This is a genomic window from Yokenella regensburgei (genome assembly GCF_051486985.1).
GTDB lineage: Bacteria > Pseudomonadota > Gammaproteobacteria > Enterobacterales > Enterobacteriaceae > CBFFRJ01.
The window spans coordinates 53,375-70,399 of record NZ_JAHVDV010000029.1 but is presented as its reverse complement, the minus strand read 5'-3'; the positions used below and the strand labels follow the sequence as shown (position 1 = coordinate 70,399).

Genomic DNA, 17,025 nt, shown 5'->3' with positions numbered 1-17,025 from the left:
CCAGCAAAAGCCATCCGTTTTTCACGCCCCTCTCCCTGTGGTTATGTATTTCGCGGAAACAGATTATGGTCCGTGAAATAGGGTGAATCTGGCGGGAGAGCGTACAGGCGCAGGTATCGATGGAAGGGAAATTATTTACCGGGATTTTAGCAAAATCCCGCCGGGGGGCTGGTGATGGATGATGGGTGGCAACAGCAAATTGGTGTCGGAATGTTTTTGAAAAAACCGTTATTTCCAGAAAGAGAATGACCGGAAGGAGACCGTTGTGGGGAGAGTAAAGGGAGTTTCGCGAGAGTTTCCGTCTTGTTTAATTACACTTTATCTGCCTCGTCACGCATCATGCCGGATAGCCCCTCGCTTATCCGGCATGCCGTTGTGGTACTCAGCGTTACGTTAGCTTTTCACCAGACTGCGCGCCGTCGGGTAGTCTGTTATCAGCACGTCAATGTAATTACCCTGCAGGGCACCGCGAATGGCATTCTGCTTATCGGCCCCGCCTGCCAGCGCAATCACCTGTTTACAGGCGCGAATTTGCTCCAGCTCCATGCCAATAACCGGATCTTCTTCATGACTGAGCACCGGCTTACCGGCTGCGTCGTAGTAGTGAAGGCAAATATCCCCTACCGCGCCACGCTCTGAAAGCAGCTGCAGCATGTCTTCGTTGTAGTAGTTGCCGGAGTTTTTCAGTAACTGCGACGGTTCCAGTTCCCCGATGCCGACAATCGCCACGTCCACCTCAGCAAATTTCGCCACCACCGCAGCCACATCGGGGCTGTTGACCAGACGTGTGCGTTCTTCCACCGAGTGTTCGATGCTTTGTGACGGCAATAGCCAGGCCGGGCAGCCCAGATGAGCAGAAAGCTGTTGAGTGAGGATGGTGGCCTGCACATTGCCGTTTGGTCCCACTCCGCCGAGAAGTTGTATCACCCCCGCAGCACGGATGTTCTGCGGATGCATTTCATCGACCATGCAGCGAATGGTGCTACTCCAGGCAGAGATGCCGACCAGATCCTCCGGGCGCACGCGGGTTTCAACATAGTGAGCTGCTGCGCTGCCGATAGCGTGTTTAATCTGGCTACTGGTGGGATTCTCACCCACGTCCACCACAATCGCCTGGCGGATGCCATACTGCTGTTCAATCGCTTTTTCCAGCGAGACAAAAATATTGGTGGGCTGCACCACGGTGATTTTTACCAGCCCCTCTTTTTGACAGCGGGTCAGCGCGCGTGAGACAAATGACTGAGACAAATTCATCAGAGAGGCAATCTCGGACTGTTTTTTGTTCTCGTTGTAGTAAAGCGTCGCGATTTTCACCAGCAGACGCTGCTCATCCTGCTTCGACATAGATTTCCCCTTAATCCTACTCTCGTCATTTTTATTCATAGCCGAATAGATAACAAGCCACGGCTGAGGTTCGTGCAGGATCCAAATGTGATCGTTTTCTCCTTTCTCTCAAATTTGCGCTGACCAGGCGTAGACAAAGCCTCTTTCTGGGCATATCTTTAACCATGAATAATAAATCAGTAGTGAATATTTATTCCGAGTGCATTAAAACCTGTCTTAAGACCTTGCGATAACTGATGCAGTGTCCCTTGCAGGCGCACTTTTTCACCCTGATTGAATATTTATTCAATACAGATTATACATTCAAGAGGTGGACTATGAATCCGTTTTCGCTCTCTGTAGAAGAGCTTGAAAAAAAAGCACGCGCGGTTCGTCGGCGCATTATTGTGCTGAACGCTGAAAGCCCGGCTGGTGGGCACACGGGTGCTGATTTGTCGCAGGTGGAACTCCTGACCGCCCTCTATTTCCGCATTCTGAACTGCTCGCCGGACACGGCAGACAGCGACGAGCGTGACATTTATATCCAGTCAAAAGGTCATGCGGTCGGCGGCTACTACTGCGTACTGGCAGAAGCCGGGTTCATCCCCGTCGACTGGCTCTCTACCTATCAACATGCCGACTCACACCTGCCGGGCCACCCGGTGAAGCATAAAACCCCCGGCATTGAACTGAACACCGGGGCGCTGGGCCACGGTCTGCCTGTCGCGGTGGGCATTGCGCTGGCCGCAAAACGCAGCAACAGCACGCGTCGCGTCTTTGCCATTACCGGTGACGGTGAACTGGCTGAAGGCAGTAACTGGGAAGCCGCGCTGGTCGCCGCCCATTATCAGCTTGATAACCTGATTATTATCAATGACAAGAACAATTTACAGCTGGCTGGTTCAACCAAAGAGATCATGAACACCGATCCGCTGGATGAGAAATGGCGCGCCTTCGGTATGCAGGTGACCGAATGTAAGGGTAACGACATGGCTGACGTGGTGGCGACGCTGGAAGGGTTGCAGCCTGGCGGTAAACCGCACGTGGTGATTGCCCATACCACCAAAGGCGCGGGCGTCTCCTTCATTCAGGGACGTCCCGAGTGGCACCACCGCGTGCCGAAAGGCGAAGAAGTTGAACTGGCGCTGGAGGAACTGAAAGATGAGTAACAGCGAACACCTCGCCACCGTGATGGTGAATGCGTTTATCGATGCGGTCGAAAATGGCGTGGATCTGATACCGGTGGTAGCAGATTCGACCTCAACGGCTAAAATCGCCCCCTTTATGAAGAAGTTTCCCGGTCGCCTGGTGAACGTGGGTATCGCGGAGCAGACCCTGGTCGGCGCAGCCGCTGGCCTCGCGATTGGTGGCAAAGTGGCGGTAACCTGTAACGCCGCACCGTTTTTGATCTCCCGCGCCAACGAGCAGATCAAGGTCGATATTTGCTACAACAACACCAACGTGAAGCTGTTTGGCCTGAATGCGGGAGCCAGCTACGGCCCGCTCGCCAGTACCCACCACAGCATTGACGATATCGCCGTGCTGCGCGGCTTTGGCAATATCGAAATTTACGCCCCCTCCTGCCCGGTCGAGTGCCGCCAGATCATTGATTACGCCCTGGCGCACGTGGGTCCGGTTTACATCCGTCTGGATGGTAAAGCCCTGCCGGAACTCCATGACGAACATTACCGCTTTGCGCCAGGCCAGATTGACGTACTGCGGCAGGGTCAGGATGTTGCGCTGGTCGCGATGGGTTCAACGGTGCATGAAATTGTCGAGGCCGCCACACAACTGTCAGCACAGGGTATTGAGGCCAGTGTTATCAGTGTACCGTCTATTCGCCCCTGCAATACATCACAACTGCTGGACGCGCTGAAAACCTGCAAAGCCGTGGTGAGCGTTGAAGAGCACAACGTGAATGGCGGTGTGGGTAGCCTGGTGGCAGAAGTGCTGGCTGAAGCAGGGTGCGCACTCCCGTTGCGTCGACTGGGCATTCAGGATGGACAGTATGCCATCGCCGCCGATCGCGCCTCGACCCGCGCCCGTCATGAAATTGATGCGGCTGGCGTCGTAAAACATGCCCGGCAGATCTTACTGAACCGGCAATAAAAACAATAAAGCACATCTTACTGGAGAGTATTGCAATGTCCCGAATTCCTCAAAAACTGACAATGGCGGTTATTATCGGCAACCGTGGGTTCTTCCCAAGCTACCTGGTGGCAGAAGCCCGTGAGCACGCTGTCGCCCTCTTCGACCGTCTGGGCATCAACACCATTATGCTGGATGAGACGCAAACGGAACTGGGGGGCGTGGAGACGCGTCAGGATGCAAAAGTGTGCGCCGAGCTGTTCCGTGCACATCGCGATGAAATCCACGGCGTGGTGGTGCTGCTGCCTAACTTTGGCGACGAGAAAGCCATTGCGGAAACCCTGCGTCTTTCTGGTCTGAACGTGCCGGTACTGGTCCAGGCTGAAGAGGATAATCTCGACAAAATGGGGCTGGCGACCCGTCGCGACAGCTTCTGCGGCAAAATCTCCCTGTGCAACAACCTGCGTCAGTACGGCATTCCTTTTACCCTGACGACCCAGCACGTCTGCGCGGTCAACGGTGAGATCTTTGAGCAGGACCTCAAGCGCTTCGAGCAAGTTTGCCGTGTGGTAAGCAGCATGCGCGGCGTGCGTGTCGGTGCGATTGGCGCACGTCCGGCGGGCTTTAACACCGTGCGTTACAGTGAAAAACTGCTGGAGCGTTTAGGCATTGCCGTGGAGACACTCGATCTTTCGGAAGTCTTCACCCGCATAAAAACCCTGCGTGACGATGACATCCGCGTGGATGAAAAACGGCGTCTGCTGCTGGATAACGCCGACGCCAGCCGCATCCCGGCGGAAAAACTGGTCACCATGGCAAAACTGTTTGTGGTCATCAGCGAATGGGTCACCGCCAACGATATCGATACCACTGCTATTCAGTGCTGGACGTCATTGCAGGAAAACCTCGGCATTAACGTCTGCTCTATTATGAGCGTGATGTCCGGTCAGCTGATGCCGTCCGCCTGCGAAGTGGACGTGATGGGTGCGCTGTCGATGTATGCGCTGGCCAGTGCCAACATGAGCCCGGCCTCGATTGCTGACTGGAACAACAACTTCGGCGACGATCGCGACAAATGCGTGCTCTTTCACTGCGGCAACTTCGCCTCGGCCAGTCTGGAGTCCCCGCACATGGGCACTGCCGATATCATCGGTACTACCGTCGGCAAAGAGAACACCTGCGGGGCCGTACATGGTCGCCTGAAAGCAGGCTCCCTCACCTATTTCCGTCTGAGCACCGACGATCTGACGGGCGAAATTAAGGCCTACGTTGGCGAAGGTCAGTCGGTGAACGATCCGCTCGACACCGTCGGCTGCCGCGCCGTTATCCAGGTTCCTCGTCTGGAAGAGTTGCTCTCCTTTATTTGCCGCAATGGTTTTGAGCACCACGTCGCCATGAACCATGCTGCCAGCGGACAGGTTCTGCACGAAGCCTTTACCCGTTATCTCAACGTTGACACCTACCTGCACCGGTAATGCGCAGGTTTGGGCTCAGGGAGAAAGGTCATGTCGAAAGAGATTGTTATCGCGCTGGATGAAGGCACTACCAACGCCAAAGCCGTGGCGCTGGATGCAAGCGGGCATGTGGTGGCGAAAGCCTCCCGTGCGTTAACCATCCAGACGCCGCGCGAAGGTTGGGTGGAGCAGTCGGGCGAAACGCTGCTGGCGGCCTCGCTGGCGGTGATTCGCCAGGTGGTGGAACGCGTAGGGGCAGAACATGTTGCCGCACTGGCCATCAGTAACCAGCGGGAAACCGCGATGGGCTGGTATCGGGCGAGCAGCCAGCCTTTAGGCCCGGCGATAAGCTGGCAGTGTTCGCGCACGGCGGATTTTTGCCACGCACTGCGTGTTGAGGGAAAAGAGGACAGGATTAAAGCGGTGACCGGCCTGCCGGTCGCCCCGCTCTTTTCAGCGTCCAAAATGCGCTGGCTGCTGGAATCTGTCCCGCACGGCAATCTGCTGGCTCAACAGGGCGAAATTTGCCTTGGCACCATCGACAGCTGGCTGCTGTGGAACCTGACAGGCGGCGAGGCGTTTTGCTGTGATTATTCCAATGCGTCGCGCACCCAGTTGCTGAGCCTCAGCACCGCTGACTGGGATGCCGAAATGCTGGCGCTGTTCCAGATCCCGCGCCAGGCGCTGCCAGAGATCCGCCCCTCCAGCGGACTTTTTGGTCACACCAAAGGGCTTGAAGGCATCCCGGACGGGATACCGGTAATGGCGATGACAGGTGATTCACATGCCGCCCTGTTTGCTCACGGTCTGGGTGCGGCGGGCTGTGTCAAAGCCACCTATGGTACGGGTTCTTCGGTGATGGCCCCCGTAACCTCGGCACAGTGCGAGGTGAAATCCCTTGCCACCACCGTGGCCTGGCACGACGGCGACAGCCTGGTCTTCGGGCTGGAGGGCAATATTCCACATACCGGTGATGCGGTAGCGTGGATGGTGGAAAGCACGGGCCTGAGTGAACTGCCGGAAGCTGAACTCGCTCAGGCGCTGAATACGCTACCGGCCTCGGTGGACTCCACGCTCGGCGTCTACTTTGTGCCAGCGCTGACCGGGCTTGGTGCCCCCTGGTGGGATGAAAATGCGCGTGGGCTGATTCATGGCTTAAGTCGCGGCGTTAAACGCGCCCATCTGGTGCGGGCCGCGCTGGAGTCTATTACTTATCAGATTGCGGATGTGGTGGTGGCTATGCGCCAGCACGGCGATTTCGCTCTGAAGGCGCTCATGGTTGACGGTGGCCCCACCAAAAACGACTGGCTGATGCAGTACCAGGCCGACCTGCTCGGCTGCCCGGTCATGCGCAGCGACGTGCCGGAACTCTCGGCAATGGGGGCTGCTCTGCTGGCGCGTAAGGCGTTATTAAAGGTGGATACCGAACAGTTGCGCCAGTATCTGCCTGAGCATGTCACCTTTACCCCGGATACCGCTCGCCACGGTCGGCTGCAACAGCGCTGGCACGAATGGCAATGCGCGGTGCAGCTTGCCCGCACGCAAAAAACGCAGGCGAGCTGAAACGCTTGGGGGGAAGGCGCAAGCCTGAGAAGACAAATTGCGGGGGTGGCTCTCCGCAAAAAATCAGCAACGCCGTTATCTGCCATCTTTCATTGCGTAAACAGGAACAGCCTTACACGCTGTATCCGCTGGTGTAAATCCCCTCCTGAGCGAGCCGCGAACCAACCGCGTGAAACCCGTTGCTGTCATACCCATTATGACGATCGTCACCATGAAAATTAAGCGTGCGTGAACGCAGCCGGAAACTTAATCGTCCCGATTGCCAGGCATACCCTCACTGTCGGCGCTCTGCGGGTGAAGAATAATGTGAGAGATTGCGCACATGGCAGGAATTGCGCCGCAAGGCGGGACTCAATGGTTTTGGACAGAATGGTGGGAACCGAATGTTCGCTCTGTGTCAGGAGTGGTCATCCAAAGCTGAACAGAACTAACGCAACGAGGTCATCGCGCCATTATCAACATTCAAATTTTTTTGAGTTTAAAAAGCCTTCAGAGATTTTCGTATATAAAGTTGCACAACATTGGTCTTTTAAGCTGAGAAGACTGCCTTGCAACGCTACGTTACTGGAACAGCTCAGCGATTGAAGCGGTTGCCGGTCTGTTTTCGCTGTTGTATGCGGTGAATTTTTCTGCCTGGTTTGTTGTTTTCTCAAAACGTACCCTTCAGCCGTTGCGGCAAAACACAGAACTGCATTTCTTTCTGCTGGTTACGCTGATTGTCTTGTTACATCCAGTCCCCATAGCATTGGAGCCGTGGAAGTTATTATGAAAGTGAAAATTTCACTTTCAGAGAGATATTTTATGTGGTGAATAAGGGTTTACCAATAAAGAGCCGGTGGGAAGCCTTACCCGGCCATTAACAATAAAACTATACTTAATTTTATTTTTTCTCAGTGAATTAAACTCATAATATATTTAACTTATCTCACATATGGTTCTGTTTTCATACGTCAGATCAATTGCGCGATAGAATTTGATACCCTTCAATTCAGCCTTTAAGATCGCCGACTTTATTTTTTCACTAATCACGATTAAATTATGCCATTCATTGCATCTGATAATATTATACTCATCAGCTCTATCTTCTAATATTACTGCATATAAAAACAGATAGTTAGGATGATTTGGGTCGAAGTTTGTCAGCTCATATTCGCTTTTATTCATGTCACAACAATCTATCTTTACTATAGGATTTATCACACTAAAACCATCTAAAATATCGTTCCCAAACATTATTTGAGCATCAAAAAACTCAACTTCCGTTGCTGTTTCACGTTCGAGAATAGACCTGAGTTGTCGGCTAACCAACTCTGGCCCTGTTGAAGAAAGCATGTGGCAATTTTTTATTTTATTAAAACTGGCTTTATTCCTGGCTTTATATTTTAATGTATGATCAAGACCATCAAGGCTGAGACCTTCATTAAATAACGAGTAATCTGTAGATACATCATGGAGATAGTCAACCAAGTTATATGTATTTTCTTCTGCTGAGATTATATAATTCATTTTTTCACCTCCTTTCAACAGGCGCGGTTTAACGTAATTAATCTGCGATAGAAAAACCGACGGCGTGACTCTCGACGACTGCCACATCCGGTTTGCCCTGTTCGGGAGCCGGTGCGGACTGGGAAGCACATTACGCACCCAGAAGAAAACGAACAGGGGTTACAGCTAAAGGATAATATTTTTACAGCGCTCTGCGGCGGCATTTCGCCCTCATACGTTACTGCGCTCACAAGGACACTAAAATAGTGTGCCCTTGCAATCATCCCCATCTCAAAATGCCTCCCGCGCTTCGGGTATCTGGCCCAGTGATTTTTTAACCAGCGCTGCCGCCAGCTCATCCGTGAAGCCCCGTCCTGTAGCATACTACCAGCAGGAGACTGTTGGGATTAACCCATGTCATCCACTCCTTTCGGCAGACCAGGACCATTAATCCCAACAACAACTTAAAATCCTTTTAAGTTCAATACCCGACCTAACCACATTCCGCTCCCGACAAAGCCTCCGACACTAAGGCTTATCTTGCAGAGCAGTAAGATATTATCCATTGTGAAATGAATAGGTTTCCCCTTTAAGAAGAAGAGTAATAACTCAGCAGTTACGTATAAAGCCATTGCTGTCAAAAAAACAGACACAATACTTAATGCGATAAAAACAACCAGATGCAGAAATAGATTTTGCTTTCTCATTTTTCGCGATCTCCCTGAAATGATTTGTGTCCTTCATACTTCCCGCTGAGCTCAGAGTCCGAACTACCATCGATATCGCCAACGATGCCTGGAAAATAAACAGGCGTCATATCTTTTCTCCCTTCACTTCAGCAAACCGTCTCCGGCCAGCATTAAACTTAGTATCCCAGCCATCGTTCCACTCGTTTGCCATGCCACTGACGCCCCATGAAAGTCCTTTGCCAATGCCATAACTCAACGCCCTCTGGCATGTACGTTAATTTCATCGCTCCGGTCTATGAATACTGCCACGGGATTTGGCGATGGCTGACAGGATTTGTCCGGAGCGAAAAGCCAGCTTTCTTAGTCATTTCGCGAACCTTAGGTTCTATTTTTTGTGTTCTGTGTTCTGTGGACGGACCGAACAACTATATCGCCCCAAAAAATCAGGGCACCGATCAGGGTTTACGGCGTGGTAAAGGGATCACCAAACTCATCAAGGTATTAGAAAGAAATAAGTTGATTCGTATTGTCAGTAAAGCGCAGACCATCCTGACTAGTGAACCTGACCACTCAATCAGCATTACGTGATATGTTTTCTCAGAGCAACTTACACGTTCACCGTGGTTGCTTCGCAAGCTGCGATGACGTTATTACAGCCAGGCCCCCTTCAGACTCATGCCCGGCAGATTCTTCTATCTGGATTAGGGCGGCAACCTGGCCCGGCTGCTGTTCATGCACACCGTGATATAACGGCGTGGCGTTTCGGACGGAACCTGCACACTATCGCAGGTTTGACCTGAGGTTCTTCAGGAAGCGCGCAATGAGTTCAGGCTGAAGATAAAGAGGTAGTGAAAAAGAATGTTCTCAAAGGCGGGAAAAGTAAGGCCGGAAATATCTACTGCAATATCATCAAACCCATCGAGCTGATATTTCCTCATATACGAACCGATTTATTTCATATACATGGCAAAAAAATAATTTTACCTCAGGTATGAGTTTCTTTTCCCGCTTCCTCACACCTTTGGTTTTATCATCGAAGTTTTTTCTAACCTCATATTAAAATCTGCTGCTGAAGCAGCCTTCAAAAAAATATCCCCTCACAAATTAACATGACCGCAAACCAGTAGAAAGAACAGTCTGGATGCTTATGCTTTTCGCCTGTGCAAACACCATAAGGTTTTTTATATCTTCATGGGTTTCTGAAGGGCTTTTCCTTATCTTTTCAATAAGTAACCCCAGGTTTCGGCCTTCGTCATTGAAATATTGCTCCTCTTCTTCTGGGGTGCCCTTGTCATAATTAAGAACATCCATGCTCTCAAAGGACTTATCAATAGACTGGAGTAAATCCATGTCATTTTTAGAAGTAATGTAATTACATAAGAAGTACAATGCACCGAATGCATTTTGAGCAATACTGCCCTCAATTTGTTGATAATCGTCACTGTCTGGCCCGCACATTGCTATTTTTTTTAAACTTTCCAGATCAAGGTGCGCACCAGAAAGGTAATTGACCAGTCTGTCCAGGCTGGCTCTGAAATCATTCGATAGGTTTTCATTGTAAATTTTATCGAATTTTTCTACACAAACTTCGTGCCTCTGAAGGTTACAGAGCGCGACAAGTATCTTTTCTCTTTCTGAAAACCCTTTCAGTACGGAGATATATTGAGGGATGTATTTATCAAGGATCATTTTAAGGACTCCCTATAAGCCTGTTACGGCTGTGTTTTCCTGATTTTGGCATATCTGTCGTCGTGCCATTTTCATGCATGATTCCCTCGCTATCAAGGCAGACCCGCCCTGATGCGTCGATATGCTTAATCTTGCAAAGATTATTCATTATAGTTTCCTCGGCATGTCCGTCACCGCTGATAGTATTCACATTATTTCTTTTGCCCATACACGCTGTACTGAAGGAACAACACGCTCGCTGCATGCAAGATGTTAGCTCCCGCTCCTGTCAACACTTATAGCGGCGGTTTTAGGTCCCTGGGCATATTCCTCAAGCAAGCTGCGCGCTTCCCTGACCATTTTCTCAAGCATTGTAAGTGTCAGGCTACACGCATCACTCCGCCCTGGTGGAGAAGACGCTTACTGATACAGATTTCATCCGCCAGCCAAATCTGGCGGCTCCTGGACAATTAAACGTCCCGCCTGCGGGTTGTAATAGCGCAACAATGTGTAGTGCAAACCTGTATCACAGTCGGCATACTGACCCGCAGGCTTTTATGAGGAAAATAACGCTATCAAATAACCGGTAAGCTTGAAATTTTCACGCCAGCTATGATGAAAAATAATGATAAAGCAAAAAGAGTGTCAATAGATTGCAATGACGGCCTAATGTTGATGAGCAGCCCATTATGCCCGCGCAAAAAACTGGCTTAACCTGGCGTATTTCTCGTTTGTAAAGACTGCCCCTTTATAAGCAGGATGCGCAGGCTTATCCTTTCCGCTTGCTCTCAGCCGCCAGAGTTAAGGTAATAACCTTAGGTTATCTGGTTAAAAACATACTGGCAGCCGAGTGCTGCCAGTAAAAATGATACTCTGCTCTTCGCGCATCAACTTAACCTGATGTTAGTAATGTCCGCTTCTGGCGCATAGCGGACCACGACTGAGTTAGCTGGTCCGCTTCGAGCCCAAAGCAATCATTTGTTCCTTTATGATTACCTGGCGCCATCATCCTTTGAGGACTGAGCGTGTTTAAAACCTTTTTGGGCGCGTTGCGAAGAAGACCACTGCTGCTCCGATAGCAACAATGAGCGTATCTTCAATCAGGCCACTCCTGGTTTGCCCTATCCCTGCTATGGCTTTTTTGCGTGCCGCAAGCGTTGCATATGCGAGTGGTACAGCGGCAGAGACAGCTATCGCTGCACCGGTTTTTTCTTTTCCGCCAGGTGCCAACGCGGCCCCCGCAATCCCTGCACTGGCCACGCGTGCTGACAAGCCCAAAAATACGGTGCGGTCTGGCGCTGACTTCATCTTGTCACCAAATAGCTCACCTATACCCATCGCTAACGCGCCGTATTTGAATAACGGACGGTCCAGCAGCAAAAGACGGCCTGTTGTGTCGCGCCTGGCAATGCGTGCTGCAGCGATGGCCGCCATCGGCGTCATGGAACGGCAACTGGCGACAATACCAATCAAGGCGGAATAAACAAAACTGGTTATTTTCATGCGTTATCTCCCGAATGAATAAAGGTTTTTTAATTCTTTAAGCTTTATTGGGGTGTAAACCAGCATCAATCTCTTTAATCAACGCCTTTACACGCGTACGTCTTTTTACAGGCTTTCCCTGGAGCGCTGAGTCGTACCTTGCAATCCCACAAGGATTTTTGCAGCCAGTACACGTTTTACTTTATCAGCAGAATGTAAATTCAGGTTTGCACACCTTGAGTACTAAGCATAGCGACTACTGCCGATACGACCAGAGGCCCTTTCCAGGCTTTACTTTTGGCATGTTGTTCTCCTGATAGTCATAAGGCGGATGGGTGCCGGGTGGTTAACTTTGCGAGACCTCGTATGCGATTGACCACGGCCATAATCAATATAGATGAACGGCTTGATACAGCAGCAATGACGGAAGGGGGGAGCTGCAGAACGCGACTGCACGTAATGGCCGAGCATATCCTCAGCGATAATCATCCGGCAGTGTGGCCATCACGACGAGCGCCTTGATGCTGACGCCCTTAACTGGTGATGACCCCGTGATTCATAGCGTTACGCTCAGTAGAACTGATTATGCCTGCTATGCGTATCGGCTATAGGGTAATGCCGCAGGAGACGATAGCGCCTTTTAACGAGCTCAGTGAAATGCCTGAAACAGGCCTGCCGTTACTGCAGTAAAAATACTTGCGCCCTTTCTCAGCGAAGGATTTTTTTACTGGCATCTTAAAAACTTTCCGCAGCGTCACCGCAAGATGCTTGAGGCATTTCAATCGCGCCGGGGTCGGTGCATTTCACCTTAGCTATCCAGAAATCACCCTTGACGTGAGGGAAATTTCACAGGAAAGCATCGAAGCGCTGCTGCAGGAGGGAGAGCTGGACGTGGGGATAGCATTCGAAGAAGTACACTCCCCTGACATCGAAGCGATACCGTTGCTGGACGAAGCGCTTGCTCTGGTCGTCAATACCGCTCACCCACTGGCGAGGACAAAATCTGTCGGGCTGCAGGCTCTGCACACCGAATCCCTCGTATTACTCAGCAGGGAATTTGCGACCCGCGAACAGATTGACAGCTACTGCCGTAAACACCGCATTTATCCTAAGGTAAAGATGGAGGTTAACGCTCTTGGGGCGGTAGTAGAAATTGTCCGCAGGACATCATTATCCATGCTGTTGCCCGCAAGAACCGCCCTGGCTCAGGAAAATCTGGTGGCGATCGCGCTTGAACCCGAGCGCCTGACGCGTACAGCGGTTCTTTTACGACGAAGGCTTGCTTACGAGAGCTTTGCGGCCCGGGCATTTACTAAGCTGGCTTTAGACGTAGCCGCTCAGCTGAACGTATAACTTTATGGTTGTTAAAGGAGGGGCCGTTCAGAGCATCAGCGGTGTCGGAAAGGATTTTTAACTTCGAACTGCCCTATGTTGTGTAAAGAGACTGTTTATACTCTGCTTTTCTGGACGACACCAAAAAATAGCAGTGACACCATACATAAGATTGCCTGAGTTTCCTGGGTGTGACTGGAAATATAATCTGGTTGTTCTTTTATTTATGAAATTTACCGTAAAGCCAGTGAGCAAAAAACGCATCACGCTGAATTTCGGTGCCCTCTGAGAGCGCCAGATGTCGGGAGTTTTTCAGACGCACTTCATTCTTTGCAGGCCAGTACCGGCGGGCTGACGGCTGCCTCGCCGGGGGTTGCCAGGCAATGTTTATGAAAGGGAGAGTTGCACCACCTCACCGCCTTCCTGTGAAAGGCGTGCCAGGTAGTGCGACGCATCGAGAATCTGATAAGGAAAATACAGGCCAGGCGCGATCGGTGGTTTCCCATCCAGCCCTATCAGTCGCTCAAGAAGCAGTGCTATTCCCATTCCGGTCAGGGGAGCAGCACCGCCAGGATGCACGACCGCATGTCTGCTTCGAAACGCCTGCCCACGGTGATCAAGGCCAGATATATCAATAATGATTTCCGTTGATAATGGTCCACCTTTGCGTCGACTTGAACTCACCCCCTGCCCCAGGTCGAACTGTACGCTGCGCGCTCCTGTCGCGGCTGCCAGTCCGGCTACGTCGATTGAAGAAAAGCCGGAAGCATTAATTTTGTTGCCGTCAAGCTGCGGGAAAACCGCGTTTGCGTCATCACCTTCACGCCATATCCAGTTCCCATCACGGCGCGAAAGCGCGGCAGGCATCAGGTGGTTCAGATACCTGAAATCTTCGGCGACCGCCGGGCCACCGGTATCCTGCTCATCGACCAGCGCACCAATACGAATTTCTTCCACCAGCGAGAAGGATTTCGCCAGATGGAGCGCGGGAACCGTTGTGGCGCCTACCAGCCATTCATAACCCAGCACCACCGCAGAAGCAGCCGGTGCATGCATGAAGCTTGCTATCTCAGGGGCAATTTCGAAGACGCCTGATGAGATACTCAGATGAGGTATTCTCCGCGCCTGGGCGAAGCGCAATCCGCCGAGTGAATGATCTTTATAGAGAACGACCACCGCACTGACGTGTTTCTCTCCCAACCCCAGGTCTGCAGCGTTCATATCGGGCACGACAGCTTGCGCGTTGCCAATTTCTGCCGCTGCACGCTGCGCTTTGCCAATATCCCGACCGCCTATCAGGAAGGGAATATCAGGATAAATCGCACGTAGTGCCCGGGTAGCCTGATGACCAATCGAACCTGAGCCACCCAATAAAAGTACAGGATTAAATGACATATGCGTGTTTCCTCTTTTATGTGACAAGCTACTACTAGTAGGAAAGGTAATGCATATTTCCTAAACAATCTACCTTTGGTAGGTTAAATATTTTTTAGTGATTGAATGCATAGTGATTATTAAAAGAACGTCCCCACTTTCCATGAAGGAAGTGCAACGGTTGGAAACATAAGTTATGGTTTGTGAAGGCTTGTCAATAAACTCAGGATTAACAGGAGAAAATTCCCTATCAACAAGTAGGTGTAAGCAATTACACTCAGGAATGGCATCATTGCCAGCGTTATTGTCATTCAGGATGGGAAACAGGCGCGCTTGTAGATACTTCGAGGCCCATGAGTTGTGAAATAGTACCCACACCGCTACGATTGAAGACTACCCCTTTAATGGTGAGGTCAATGTTCTCAGTCACCCGGATACACCACTATGCTAAATAAAACAGAACTGAATATCCTGAAACTTCTGGCCTCCAGAGAGTCCATAAACTGGACCTGGTACAATCTTGATCGGGCAATGACGAGCAAAAAAATGGAGGGCACTGGTAACGTAGCGAGGTTTGTCGATAATCTTTCTAAAGCCGGTCTGGTAGATATCATCCCGAGCGGAAACCCATCGGGAATGCATTACTACCGTGTATCAGAATCTGGTCATCTCTACCTGAAACACATCAGAGATGATCCCTTGTAGATTTACCCTAAGGTCTCGTTATCGCATGTCCTCATCTTTTACTGTCTTCGCGGCGACGCCCGTATGGAGGCTGCCGAACCTTATGCGGAAGCGACGCGACATCGTTGTTCTCTAAGGCAGCCTCCGCAGGGGTAACGCCGGTTAACAGCGTAGCCGGTGACAACCTGATTAGCATCATCATGGCGAGGCACTCCTCCCTGCCCGGTTATTCCTGCGTTCTGCCCCTTTTGTCCCCAGCCCGTATTAGAATGCTGTAATCAATGGCCAATACAGATCACGCTGACTTATCCGTAGCCATAATTACGTACTTATTTTTCTATAAAATATTTAACAGTAGCAATTTACACATCATGCATAATAAACATTGGTGGCGAAATCATTGCTTCATTTATCTCCTAAAAAAGCTTGAAAAATTAATATTTACTCAATAAAAGTAACCCTCTCCATTAAATCTGGCATTAGGAAAATGCTTTTTATCATCATAATTAATACATACTGGTCACCGCCAAGAAAATAGCCTATTTTTAATTTTATTTTTGATAAACCCCTGTTCTTCCAGTAGTAACCAGTGTGAACTTTGACATCATAATTTTGATTTTTGGTATCTATACCGAAAAGAATATAATAGGTAGTCATATCCTCCTCGACTTCATCATAGTCAATTTCACTAAAATCGAGACCGTTACCAACAGCACCGTATGTTTAAAGTCTCCAGAAGGGCCTGGCCGTCTCGTACATGCATGGCCATTCTGTACACTGTGCAGAGTGAAAGATGATAACGGGCGGTATAACCACACAATTATTTTGATAAACACGGTCGGTGATGCTGCCGGTGCCTGTACAAGATGGTGTGGCAACAGCATGAGGTTCACTTTATCTCTGTTAACATAGAGATACCGACTATTGCTTTAAGGCGTGCCGCGATGTCTCAAATGACCCTCCATATGCTAAATGCTCAGAAGAAACTCACCGCGCACTGTGAATGGCTTCAAAGCAGCCTGATTCATACCTACGAACAAGCCAAAAGATTGATGCCAGTGCCTTCACTGGATGTTGTAGTTAAAGCCGGGACATTTGTTATCCCGGAAAAGGGACATCTTGGTTATTGTCCTGAAGCTGGCCTCGTCTATATCACTGTAGATCCTGAAAATCCGCTATTCTGCAAAAATGAAGCGCACTCAGTTGAAAGAATGTTTGCTCATGAACTGCATCATGCTGCGAGGTGGGCAGGACCGGGCTACGGCTCATCGTTGGGAGAGGTAATAGTCTCTGAGGGGCTTGCCGGGCATTTTTCGCTTGAGCTTTTTGGCGGTGAACCTGAGCCCTGGGAAAGCCTCACATCAGATATTCTCCCGTCCTGTCGTCCACTATTGCTTGAAAACTGGCATCGCACGGATTACGACCATAATGCCTGGTTTTTCGGAACCGGGAAGCTGCCACGGTGGCTGGGATATACCGCAGGGTTTAATCTGATTTGCAGATATCTTACATACTACCCACATTTAAAGGCTTCAATGCTGGCGGACATGAATGCTGAGGAGTTAAAGACCTTTGTTTGAAGTACAGTTATCCAGAGCGATGAGTGAGCGCAAGCGGAATAGTTCACTCATCGCTCAAAGCGGACCTTATTATTGTGCTTCCAGGAGGCGCGGTGCCTAAAACGAACGTTGCTCACTTTAACCTCTTTTCGATGAGAAGCAGGTGCACCCTATTACGACAACATCTTCTTATTAAATGAATTTGTTGGTTTGCTTAGTATAGAATTTCAGTCAGCATGTAATCGAAATGACTTTATGAATTCGATCACTTTTCGCCTGCATGAATCATTTTTATCTCTTCAGCATGCCTTTTATTAAGATTGA

13 protein-coding genes are annotated in these 17,025 nt (G+C 50.2%); 7 read left to right on the top strand and 6 right to left on the bottom strand.

All coding sequences use genetic code 11. The features are described 5' to 3' along the window. Positions 1-393: 393 nt before the first annotated feature. Positions 394-1,344, bottom strand: a complete 951-nt coding sequence (locus tag KXR87_RS18395; RefSeq protein ID WP_437433653.1) for a sugar-binding transcriptional regulator — start codon at positions 1,342-1,344, stop codon at positions 394-396. Between the two features lie 317 nt (positions 1,345-1,661). Here KXR87_RS18395 and KXR87_RS18390 point away from each other — a divergent pair, with 317 nt between their 5' ends. The 4 genes from KXR87_RS18390 to KXR87_RS18375 are packed head-to-tail and all read left to right on the top strand — an operon-like array spanning position 1,662 to position 6,428. Further along, positions 1,662-2,492, top strand: coding sequence for a transketolase (locus KXR87_RS18390; RefSeq protein WP_437433652.1), 831 nt, complete (start codon positions 1,662-1,664; stop codon positions 2,490-2,492). Beyond that, positions 2,485-3,432: a transketolase family protein gene (locus tag KXR87_RS18385; RefSeq protein WP_437433651.1), complete on the top strand. Its 948-nt coding sequence runs from the start codon at positions 2,485-2,487 to the stop codon at positions 3,430-3,432. Before KXR87_RS18390 ends, KXR87_RS18385 begins: the two co-directional genes overlap by 8 nt. Positions 3,433-3,467: 35 nt before the next feature. After that, on the top strand, positions 3,468-4,886 hold the full coding sequence (locus KXR87_RS18380; protein WP_437433650.1) for an L-fucose/L-arabinose isomerase family protein: 1,419 nt from the start codon (positions 3,468-3,470) through the stop codon (positions 4,884-4,886). 30 nt (positions 4,887-4,916) lie between these two features. After that, the gene (locus tag KXR87_RS18375; RefSeq protein WP_437433649.1) at positions 4,917-6,428 is read left to right on the top strand and encodes an FGGY family carbohydrate kinase; all 1,512 of its coding nucleotides are present in this window, start codon (positions 4,917-4,919) and stop codon (positions 6,426-6,428) included. A gap of 915 nt (positions 6,429-7,343) precedes the next feature. Here KXR87_RS18375 and KXR87_RS18370 read toward each other — a convergent pair. The 3 genes from KXR87_RS18370 to KXR87_RS18360 all read right to left on the bottom strand — a co-directional run bounded on the left by KXR87_RS18370 (position 7,344) and on the right by KXR87_RS18360 (position 11,773). Next, positions 7,344-7,934, bottom strand: coding sequence for an imm11 family protein (locus KXR87_RS18370; RefSeq protein WP_437433648.1), 591 nt, complete (start codon positions 7,932-7,934; stop codon positions 7,344-7,346). Between the two features lie 1,772 nt (positions 7,935-9,706). Continuing rightward, a complete protein-coding gene (locus KXR87_RS18365; protein WP_437433647.1) occupies positions 9,707-10,291 on the bottom strand; it encodes a hypothetical protein in 585 nt (194 codons plus the stop codon). Between the two features lie 1,008 nt (positions 10,292-11,299). Then, the gene (locus KXR87_RS18360; RefSeq protein ID WP_437433646.1) at positions 11,300-11,773 is read right to left on the bottom strand and encodes a hypothetical protein; all 474 of its coding nucleotides are present in this window, start codon (positions 11,771-11,773) and stop codon (positions 11,300-11,302) included. 675 nt (positions 11,774-12,448) lie between these two features. Here KXR87_RS18360 and KXR87_RS18355 point away from each other — a divergent pair. Further along, complete coding sequence (locus tag KXR87_RS18355) at positions 12,449-13,105, top strand: LysR substrate-binding domain-containing protein (RefSeq protein WP_437433645.1); 657 nt, start codon at positions 12,449-12,451, stop codon at positions 13,103-13,105. Between the two features lie 366 nt (positions 13,106-13,471). On the opposite strand, the gene KXR87_RS18350 is transcribed toward KXR87_RS18355, so the two are convergent. After that, entirely contained in the window at positions 13,472-14,479 is a 1,008-nt protein-coding gene (locus KXR87_RS18350) for an NAD(P)-dependent oxidoreductase (protein ID WP_437433644.1), read from the bottom strand. Between the two features lie 423 nt (positions 14,480-14,902). Between KXR87_RS18350 and KXR87_RS18345 the strand changes: the two genes are divergently transcribed. Then, positions 14,903-15,163, top strand: coding sequence for a hypothetical protein (locus tag KXR87_RS18345; protein ID WP_437433643.1), 261 nt, complete (start codon positions 14,903-14,905; stop codon positions 15,161-15,163). A gap of 420 nt (positions 15,164-15,583) precedes the next feature. On the opposite strand, the gene KXR87_RS18340 is transcribed toward KXR87_RS18345, so the two are convergent. Further along, on the bottom strand, positions 15,584-15,799 hold the full coding sequence (locus KXR87_RS18340; protein ID WP_437433642.1) for a hypothetical protein: 216 nt from the start codon (positions 15,797-15,799) through the stop codon (positions 15,584-15,586). A 287-nt stretch (positions 15,800-16,086) separates the two neighbouring features. On the opposite strand from KXR87_RS18340, the gene KXR87_RS18335 reads away from it, so the two are divergent. Next, complete coding sequence (locus KXR87_RS18335) at positions 16,087-16,722, top strand: DUF2268 domain-containing putative Zn-dependent protease (protein WP_437433641.1); 636 nt, start codon at positions 16,087-16,089, stop codon at positions 16,720-16,722. The last annotated feature ends 303 nt before the right edge of the window (positions 16,723-17,025 follow it).